This is a genomic window from Inquilinus limosus, from assembly GCF_002195995.1.
In the GTDB taxonomy this organism is placed as follows: domain Bacteria; phylum Pseudomonadota; class Alphaproteobacteria; order DSM-16000; family Inquilinaceae; genus Inquilinus; species Inquilinus limosus_C.
In genome coordinates, this window is record NZ_NHON01000179.1 from 1 (window position 1) to 6366 (window position 6366).

Consider the following 6366-nt stretch of genomic DNA (forward strand, 5'->3'; position numbering starts at 1 on the left):
AGATAGACCACGCCGATCCGGCACATGGCCAGCCGGATCGGCGTGGTCTATCTCGGCCGGATGGTCGAGCTGGCGCCGGCCCGCTCCCTGTTCCGGGCGCCGCGCCATCCCTACACAAGGATGCTGCTGGACGCGCTGCCGGACCTGGAGATGACCGGCCGGCCGCGGCGGCGGCGCGGCTGCCGGAGGCGGGCTGCGCCGGCGGCGCGGGCCGAAGCCCGGCGAGATCACCCAGATGACGCGCGAGCTGGCGATCCTGGTCGCCGCCGGCCAGCCGCTGGAGCAGGCGCTGGTGACGCTGTCCGCCGGCACCGGACCGGTTCCCGCCATGGCCGCCCAGGTGCTGGCCCGGGTGCGGGCCGGCGCCAGCCTGAGCACGGCGCTGGAGGAGCAGGGGCCGGTGTTCCCGAAGCTCTACGTCAACATGGTCCGCGCCGGCGAGAGCTCCGGCACGCTCGACGTGGTGCTGGAGCGGCTGGCCGACCTGCGCGAGCGCGGCGAGAAGACCCGCGAGATGGTGGTCTCCGCCATGCTGTACCCGGCCATCCTGATCGTCGTGTCGCTGGCCTCGGTGTTCCTGCTGCTGACCTTCGTGGTGCCGCAGTTCGAGACCATCTTCAAGGATGCCGGGGCGGCACTGCCGACCCCGACCGCCATCGTCATCGCCATCGGCCGCTTCTGCCAGGACTATGGCTGGATGGTCGGCCTCGCCGTCGTCGCCGCGGTGATCGTCGTCCGCCGGGTCCTGACCCAGCCCGGGCCCCGCCTGGCCTGGGACCGCGCGGCGCTGCGCCTGCCGCTGATCGGCCCGCTGGTGCGAACCCTGGCGACCGCCCGGTTCTGCCGCACCCTCTCCACCCTGGTCGGCAACGGCGTCGACCTGCCCTCGGCCATCGCCCTGTCGCGCGACGTGGTCTCGAACAGCGCCGTCGCCGCCGCGATGGAGACTGTCATCACCGGCGTGCGACAAGGGCGGGGACTGGCCGACCCGCTGGCCGAGATCGGGCTGTTCCCGCCGCTCGCCGTGCAGATGCTGCGCGTCGGCGAGGAGACGGGGCGGATCGACATGACCTCGGCCCACATCGCCGAGGCCTATGAGCGCAAGCTGGAGGCCGCGATCAAGCGGCTGGTCACGCTGGTCGAGCCGGCCCTGATCATCATCCTCGGCTTGGCGGTGGGCGGCATCGTCATGTCGATCCTGCTGGCCGTCATCAGCATCAACGACCTCGCCTTCTGAGAGACCATAGACCCCGATGCAGACCTCGCCCCAGACCGCCAACGACGCAACCGTCAACGACACGCCCGCCGCCCGTCGCCGCCGCCAGGCCGGCTTCACCTTGATCGAGCTGCTGGTCGTGCTCGTCATCCTCGGCCTGCTGGCCGGGCTGGTGGGCCCGCGGATCCTGTCCTATCTGGGCGGCGCCCGGGCGGATTCGGCGCGGCTGCAGATCGAGAACTTCAAATCCGCCCTCGATCTCTACGCCATCGATGTCGGCGGCTATCCGACCACCGCCCAGGGGCTGAAGGCGCTGATGGCCAATCCCGGCGGGGTGCGCGGCTGGAACGGCCCGTATCTGCGCAGCAACGCGCTGCCGGAGGATCCGTGGGGCAGCGCCTACAACTACCGCGCGCCGGGGCAGCACGGCGCCTATGACCTGTATTCCCTGGGCGCCGACCGGAAGGAGGGCGGCAGCGGCGATGACGCCGACATCACCAGCTGGTGACCGCGCCCATGGTCAGGGCAGCCGCGGCTTCACCCTGCTGGAGCTGCTGGTGGTCCTCGTCGTGCTCGGCACCGTGGCGGCGCTGGTGCCGCCGATGCTGGCGCGCGGCTCGGCCCAGGCCCAGCTGAAGCGCACCGTGGCGACGCTGGCGTCGGAGCTGCGCCAGGCGCGCAGCGACGCCATCCTGCACGACGGGCCGCAGGGCGTGGTGATCGACCCGGTGGGCCGCAGCTTCGGCCCGGTCGCGGCGCCGCTGCGCCACCGCATCGCCGACGGCATCACGGTCGACGTCACCAGCGCCGAGATCGCCGCCGACCGCAGCGGCCACCCGGGCATCCGCTTCCTGCCCGACGGCCGGTCGACCGGCGGCACCATCCGCCTGGCCGGCCAGGGCCGCGCCTATCAGGTCGAGGTCAACTGGCTGACCGGCCGGGTGCGGATCGTGGAGCCCGGCAATGAAAGCTGAGCGCGGCTTCACCCTGATCGAGGTGGTGGTCGCCCTGACCATCCTGGGGCTGATCCTGACCGTGATCTTCCGGATCTTCGGCACCGGCATGACCGGCATGGCCCGGGCCGACGGGCTGCAGCGCGCCGCCATTGTGGCCGAGGGGCTGGCCGCCCAGCTGGACAGCCTGCCGACGCCGCTGAAGCTGGGCAGCACCCTGTCCGGCGAGACCGATGACGGCTATCGCTGGCGGATCGTCGCCGACAACTGGGACCAGGCGCCGCGCCAGACGGTGACGCTGGGCGCCCGCCAGGCCCGGCTGGCCCGGCTGCGCATCGCCGTCGAGCCCCGCTCCGGCCCGCGCTTCGAGATGACCACCCTGGCCCTGGTGTCGGTGCAATGACGACAGGCACCGACAGCCAGCGCGGCTTCACGCTGCTCGAGACCATCATCGCCATGGTGGTTCTGGCGCTGATCATGGTGCTGCTGACCGGGGGGCTGCGCTTCGTCACCGCCGGCTGGGACCGCGGCGCCCGGGCCGCCGACGCGTCGGAGACGATCGCCCTGGTGCAGTCGACCTTGCGGCGCGAGGCGGCCGCCGCCCGGCGGCTGACCTGGCAGGCCCAGCCCGGCGCCAAGCCGGCCGTGACCTTCCGCGGCGATCCCGACCGGATCGGGCTGGTGGTGGCCGATCCGGGCTTCCCTGGCGACCCCGGCCTGGCCATCGCCTTCTTCTACGTCGATGTCGTGCCCGGCCAGTCGACCCTGCGCTATTCCCGCGCCGGCTTCGACCCGCGGCTGGCCGGCTTCGCCGATGCCAAGCCGACCGACGACTTGGTCCTGGCCCGCGGCCCGGTGCAGTACCGCTTCGACTATTTCGGCACGGTGCCCGGCGAGCAGCGGCCGCGCTGGGTGTCGCCCTGGCCGGACCGCGAGGCGCCGCCCCGGCTGATCCGCCTGAGCAGCCGCGACGCCGAGGGGCTGGCGGTGTGGCCCGATATCGTGGTGCCGCTGCCGGTCGACCTGGAGGCCGCCTGCGTCCGCGTCATCACCTCCGGCAACGGCCCCGCCCCGGACGGGCAGCAGCCGAACGCCCCGTCAGGGCAGCAGCAGGCCGGACAGCAACAGCAGGCCGGCCAGGCGCAGCAACCGCCCCAGCAGCAGCCGCAGAATCAGCCGCAGCAGGGCGCGCAGGCCGCGGCCGATTCCGCCAACGCCTCCACCGCCTCGACCGCCCCGGACGGGAGCGATTTCTGCAGCCTGTCGGCGCAGCGCGATGCCAAGGCCGGCTGACCCCCGCCCCGCCGCGACCCGCGACCCGCGCCGCGGCGAGCGCGGCGTGGCGCTGGTGGTGGTGCTGTGGACGCTGGTGATGCTGTCGATGCTGACCATCGGCTTCAGCCTGAGTAGCCGCACCGAGGCCCGGGTCGCCGCCAACGGCGCCGAGGAGATCCGGGTGCGGGCGTTGCTGCGCGGCGGCGTCGAGCTGGCCGTGCTGGGGCTGGGCACCGCCGACGACAACCGCGGCTGGCGCGCCGACGGCACCCCCTACCCCGCCGAGATCGATGGCGACCGGCTCATCGTGCGCATCCGCGACGAGGCCGGCCGGGTCGACCTGAATCGGGCCGATGAGGAGACGCTGACGCGGCTGCTCACGGTGGTGCTGGGCACGCCGGATGCCGCGCCGCGGCTGACCCAGGCGATCCTGCGCCGGCGCGGCGGGCCCCAGGCCGCCCCCGGCCAGCCGGCCGGCGGGGGCGCGAACGGCCAGAACGGGCAGAACGGCAACCGGCCCCCGCCCGCCGCCCGCGCCGCCCCGGCGGCGGATCCGGACGACCCGGCGGAGCTGGCCCGCCCCTTCCAGTCGGCCGAGGAGCTGCGCAAGGTCCCCGGCATCAGCCGGCAGCTGGCCGACGCGCTGATGCCGCTGGTCACAGTCCTGTCACCGGCCGGGGGTATCAATCCCTTCGCGGCCGACCCGCTGGTGCTGCAGGCCCTGCCCGGCGTCACCAGGGCCCAGGCCGAGGCGGTGGTCCGCGCCCGGCAGCAGCGGCCGGCGCCGACGCCCGAGCGGCTGGCCTCGCTGCTGCCGCCGGATGCCGGCAAGCTGCTGCGGCCTGCGCCCGGGCCGGTCTACAGCGTCAGCGTCGAGGCCGCGACCGCCCGCGGCGCGCGCGGACGGGTCGAAGCGGTGATCTGGGTCGCCGCGGACGGCCAGAGCTTCTATCGTATCCTGGACTGGCGGGAGGCCGGCTTCGGCCGGCGTGTGGGGGAGGACCCGGCATGATCGCCGGCATGATCCGTCGAGCGGCGGTGTTTCTGCGCTGGTGGGGGCGCGAGCTGGCCGGGCTGGTGCCCGACCGCTGGCTGTTCCGCCCGGTCCTGCGCCGGCGGCGGCTGATCCTGCTGTGGCGCGACGACGGCGCCCGGCTGGTCGAGAGCCGCGGCCGCAAGGTGCTGCGCAACGTGCCGCTGGGCCATGTCCCGGCCACGACCCTGAACCGGCGCGGGGCCGAGGTCGTCCTGCGCTTCCCGGCCGAGGCCGGGCTGCGCCGCCGCATCGTGCTGCCGCGCGAGGCCGAGGCGTCGCTGGGCCGGGTGCTGCGCTTCGAGATCGACCGGCTGACTCCCTGGCCCCCCGGCACCGTCGCCTTCGGCGCCCGCCGCCTGCCCCCGACCGGCGACGCCGCCACCATGGCCGTCGAGCTGACGGCGATGCCGCGCGAACAGGTCGACGTCGCGGTGCAGGCCGCCGGCGCCGCCGGCTGGGCCCCGGATGTGGTCGATCTGGCCGGCGAGGATCCGCTGGCGCCGCCGGGCCCCGACCTGCGCCGCGACATCGACGCCGAGCGCCGCCGGGCGCTGCGCCGGCTGGGCTGGATCGGCGGGCTTGGCCTCGGCGCCCCGGCCGTCCTCGCCGCGGCCTGGCTGGTCTGGACCGTCGCGGCGCATTGGTCGGTGGTGTCCGGCCTGCGCGACCAGGTGGCCGCCGCCCGCGCCCAGACCGCATCGGCCAGCGCCCTGCAGGCGGAGATCCGGGCTCTGGAGGAGGCGGGCTCCTATCTCGGCGCCCAGCGCCGGGCCATACCCTATGTCTCGAAGCTGATCGAGACCGTCAGCCAGACGCTGCCCGACGGCGCCTGGCTGACCGAGCTGTCGCTGGAGCAGGGCACCCTGCGGCTGGGCGGCTTTGCCGATGATTCGGCCGGGCTGATCCCGGTGCTGTCGGCATTGCCGCAGTTCCAGTCCGTCGCCTTCGCCGCGCCGAGCGTGCGCGACCCGCAGCGAAGCCAGGACCGTTTCGCCATCAGCGCCGCGCTGGTGGCGGGAGGGCCGTCGCCATGAATATCGATCTGAGCCCCGCCGCCCGCCGCTTCATCGCCATCGGCCTGCTGCTGCTGCTGCTGGTCGGCATCGGCGCCGGCTTCGCCGCCGGGGCGGTCGCCATCCGCGACGCCGACGACACCGCCGCCGGGCTGCGGCAGGAACTTGCCTTGCTCGCCCGGCTGTCGCTGACCCGCGACCGGCTGGAGGAACGCCGCGCCGCGCTGGTCGCGGCGGCGGGCGGAGAGACGCCGGCGCTGCAGGGCGCCACCCCGGCCATCGCCGGCGCCGCGCTGCAGCAGCTGGTCTCCGGCGTCGTCGCCGCCCAGGGCGGCCGGGTCGACAGCATGACCGTGCTGCCGGCGGTGGAGGATCCCGGCGGCTACAGCCGGGTCGGGCTGCGCGCCAGCTTCGGGGCCCGGATCGAGGTGCTGCGCAACATCCTGCAGGCCTTCGAGGCGGGGGCGCCGCCGCTGTTCATCCCCGCCTTCGCGATCCGCACCGAATCGTCCGAGGGCGAGGAGGATCCCGAGCTGACGGTCTCGGTCGATGTCTACGGCGTGATGCGCCGGCCGGAGGGCAGCTGACATGGCGTGGCATCCCCTGACCCGCATGCTGGTCGTGCTGGGACCGCTGGCGATCGGCGTTTCCTACCTGCTGGGGCCGGACGACCCGGCCGCGGTGCCGGCCGTGGTCCGCTCCGGCAACGCCCAGGCGGCGCTGCCGCCGGCGGCGCCGGCCGAGGATCCGCGCCCGGCGCCGCTGGTGGCGCCGCAGCTGTCGGATCTGGCCGCGACGGTGGATCGGCCGCTGTTCAACCCGAGCCGCCGCGGCCCGCAGCCCCCGCCGCCGGTGGCCGAGGCGCCGCCGCCC

At 74.7% G+C, this 6366-nt stretch carries 8 protein-coding genes and 2 pseudogenes; all 10 read left to right on the forward strand.

Features of this window, described 5'->3' with window-relative positions; translation table 11 throughout:
• Positions 1–60: 60 nt before the first annotated feature.
• Positions 61–150, forward strand: a pseudogene (locus BWR60_RS38830) (hypothetical protein); the annotation flags it as partial.
• Positions 151–235: 85 nt separating this feature from the next.
• A complete protein-coding gene (locus BWR60_RS35350) occupies positions 236–1237 on the forward strand; it encodes a type II secretion system F family protein (RefSeq protein ID WP_088157935.1) in 1002 nt (333 codons plus the stop codon).
• A gap of 16 nt (positions 1238–1253) precedes the next feature.
• The gene (gene gspG, locus BWR60_RS35355; RefSeq protein ID WP_088157937.1) at positions 1254–1724 is read left to right on the forward strand and encodes a type II secretion system major pseudopilin GspG; all 471 of its coding nucleotides are present in this window, start codon (positions 1254–1256) and stop codon (positions 1722–1724) included.
• Positions 1699–2190, forward strand: a complete 492-nt coding sequence (locus BWR60_RS35360) for a GspH/FimT family pseudopilin (protein WP_179222078.1) — start codon at positions 1699–1701, stop codon at positions 2188–2190. Before gspG ends, BWR60_RS35360 begins: the two co-directional genes overlap by 26 nt.
• On the forward strand, positions 2180–2572 hold the full coding sequence (locus BWR60_RS35365) for a type IV pilus modification PilV family protein (protein WP_088157941.1): 393 nt from the start codon (positions 2180–2182) through the stop codon (positions 2570–2572). The genes BWR60_RS35360 and BWR60_RS35365 overlap by 11 nt, the downstream gene beginning before the upstream one ends.
• Positions 2569–3462 carry a prepilin-type N-terminal cleavage/methylation domain-containing protein gene (locus BWR60_RS35370; RefSeq protein ID WP_088157943.1) on the forward strand — a complete coding sequence of 298 codons (894 nt, stop codon included), beginning with the start codon at positions 2569–2571 and terminating at the stop codon, positions 3460–3462. Before BWR60_RS35365 ends, BWR60_RS35370 begins: the two co-directional genes overlap by 4 nt.
• Positions 3446–4456 carry a general secretion pathway protein GspK gene (locus BWR60_RS35375; RefSeq protein ID WP_088157945.1) on the forward strand — a complete coding sequence of 337 codons (1011 nt, stop codon included), beginning with the start codon at positions 3446–3448 and terminating at the stop codon, positions 4454–4456. Before BWR60_RS35370 ends, BWR60_RS35375 begins: the two co-directional genes overlap by 17 nt.
• A complete protein-coding gene (locus BWR60_RS35380; protein ID WP_088157947.1) occupies positions 4453–5514 on the forward strand; it encodes a PilN domain-containing protein in 1062 nt (353 codons plus the stop codon). Before BWR60_RS35375 ends, BWR60_RS35380 begins: the two co-directional genes overlap by 4 nt.
• Positions 5511–6080, forward strand: coding sequence for a type II secretion system protein GspM (gene gspM, locus BWR60_RS35385; protein WP_088157949.1), 570 nt, complete (start codon positions 5511–5513; stop codon positions 6078–6080). The genes BWR60_RS35380 and gspM overlap by 4 nt, the downstream gene beginning before the upstream one ends.
• 1 nt (position 6081) lies before the next feature.
• Positions 6082–6366 (forward strand): annotated as a pseudogene (locus BWR60_RS35390) (hypothetical protein); the annotation flags it as partial.